Source organism: Dietzia sp. DQ11-71 (assembly GCF_014144995.1).
Taxonomy (GTDB): domain Bacteria; phylum Actinomycetota; class Actinomycetes; order Mycobacteriales; family Mycobacteriaceae; genus Dietzia; species Dietzia kunjamensis.
Genome location: NZ_JAALDT010000243.1, coordinates 1 through 2,196, shown reverse-complemented (window position 1 = coordinate 2,196; position 2,196 = coordinate 1). Strand labels below are relative to the sequence as shown.

General features: G+C 72.4%; 3 protein-coding genes. All 3 read right to left on the bottom strand.

Features of this window, described 5'->3' with window-relative positions; translation table 11 throughout:
• Positions 1-711 (bottom strand): MFS transporter (locus G6023_RS09350; RefSeq protein WP_472986432.1); only part of this gene is annotated, 711 nt, incomplete at its 3' end.
• Positions 712-841: 130 nt separating this feature from the next.
• Positions 842-1,675 carry a 1,6-dihydroxycyclohexa-2,4-diene-1-carboxylate dehydrogenase gene (locus tag G6023_RS09345; protein ID WP_182635147.1) on the bottom strand — a complete coding sequence of 278 codons (834 nt, stop codon included), beginning with the start codon at positions 1,673-1,675 and terminating at the stop codon, positions 842-844.
• Positions 1,672-2,196 (bottom strand): GntR family transcriptional regulator (locus G6023_RS09340; RefSeq protein ID WP_182635145.1); only part of this gene is annotated, 525 nt, incomplete at its 5' end. The genes G6023_RS09345 and G6023_RS09340, both read right to left, overlap by 4 nt.

Sequence of the window (2,196 nt, the reverse complement as noted above, 5' to 3'; positions counted from 1 at the left end):
GCCCGGCGCCGCGGCCATCTCGAGCGGCAGGCCCCTGCTGGCGCACACCTCGGCGGCCTGGCGGATGCGGCCGCGGGAGGCCAGCCACCGCGGGGACTCGGGGAGCGCGAACCAGGCGTAGGGGAGGACCAGCACCAGTGGGACGGCGCCGATGAGGAACAGCCCGCGCCATCCGATGTGGTCCCGCAGCACCATGGCCAGCGCGGAGGCCAGGACACCGCCGGCGGGGATCCCGCTGTAGACGACCGCGTTGAAAAGGTTGCGACGCCCGGCGGGAGCGAACTCGGCGATGATCGCACCGGCCGTGGCGACGATGGCGCCGATCCCCAGCCCGGTGAGCAGGCGAAGGACGCCGAACGTGGTGATGTCGCGGGCAAACGCGGTGGCGGCCATCCCGACGGAGAACCAGGCGATGGCGCCGAGCATGATCCGGCGTCGGCCGATGCGGTCACCGACGGCGCCGGCGGTGAGGGCGCCGATCATCACGCCGACGAGGGCGTACGAGCCGAGCGCACCGGCCTGGGCCGCGCCGAGGGCGCCGATCTGGGTGGGGTCGGCCATGAGGGTGGGCAGGACGGCGCCGTAGATGACGAGGTCGTATCCGTCGAAGAGGATGGCGAGCGCCACCACGGCGAGGACACCGTACACCGTGCGGCGGTGGGCGGGGGACTCCCACACCTCGGGGGCGGGGATGGTTCTCCCGGGTGGGATGGAGGGGACGGGGCGGCTGGAGGGCGCAGGGGTGCTCGAGGACACGGAAGGGCTCCGTTCGGTGGGGTGGGGAGAGGTGTGGGCGTTCAGCCCGGGGTGGCAGGCGGTTCAGCGCGGGGTGGCAGGCGGTTCAGCCCTGGTCGCCGCCGGCGACGGGGAGGACGGATCCGGTGATGTAGGAGGCCTCGTCGGAGGCGAGGAAGCAGATCGGCGCGGCCTGCTCGTGGAGGGTGCCGTAGCGGCCCATCACGGTGGAGTCGACGGTCTGCTCGACGATCTCCGAGTACCAGGTCTTCTCCTGGTCGGTGCGGGCGTCGCCGCCGCGGGAGATCCGTCGTTCGGGGGCGAGGGTTCCGCCGGGGGCGGTGGCCACCACCCGCACCCCGTGCGGCGCGGCTTCCAGCGCCAACGCCGAGGTGAGGCCGTTGACGCCGCCCTTGGACGCGGCGTAGGGGACACGGTTGACGCCGCGGGTGGCGACGGAGGAGACGTTGACGATCGTGCCCGCGCCCGCCGAGACCATGGACGGCAGGACCGCCCGGCACATCCACAACGTGGGGAACAGGGACCGTCGGACCTCGGCCTCGATCTGCTCGGCCGAGTACTCGTGGTAGGGCCGGGCCCAGATGGTGCCACCGACGTTGTTGATGAGCACGTCGATCCGGCCGTGGGCGTCCAACGCTGCGCGGGCCGAGGCCTCGGCACCCTCGAACGTCTCCAGGTCGGCCTCGACGGGTACGACCCGGTGACCGTCCGGGGACACCGCGGTCAGCTCGTCGGCGACCGTGGTGATGAGGTCGGCCCGGTCCACCACGGTGACCAGCCCGCCCTCGCGGACCACCCGGTCGGCGACGGTGCGGCCGATCCCCTGGACAGCGCCGGTGATGAGCACCGACCGGCCGGCGAAGCGACCGGGGGAGACGACGGGCGGGACGGGGTCGTACTCGCCGACGGGCGCGCTCACGACGCCGCCTCCACGGCCTGCTGGTCCAGTGCGGTGCGCATGGTGGCCTTGGCGTGTTCGCTGTGCCGACGGATGAGGTATCGGGCGGCGTCGCGGTCGCCCGTCTCGAAGGCCGCGACGATCTCCAGGTGCTCGGGGACGATGTCCTCGGACACCCAGCGGGCGTCGGGCAGGACGCTGTTCATCACCTGGGTCACCTCCAGCATGCGGTAGGCCTGCAGCAGCGAGTCGTTGCCGGTGCAGCAGAACAGGAATTCGTGGAACTGGGCGTTCGCGGCGGTGAACCGTTCGGGGTCGAGGAAACGATCGCCCTCGATGTACTGGTTGGCCGACTCGGCGAGCATCCGGAACTCGGCGAGCCGGGCGTCGTCGAGGCGTCCCATGGTCAGCTCGATCACGCCGAGCTCGAGCGCCATGCGGGCGTCGAACTGGGCGTCGGAGTGGCGGATCGCGGGGTGCACCTCGCCACTGACGACGCCGGGGGCCGAGGTGACGGTCTCGGAGCGGTTCCCGCCGGCCAG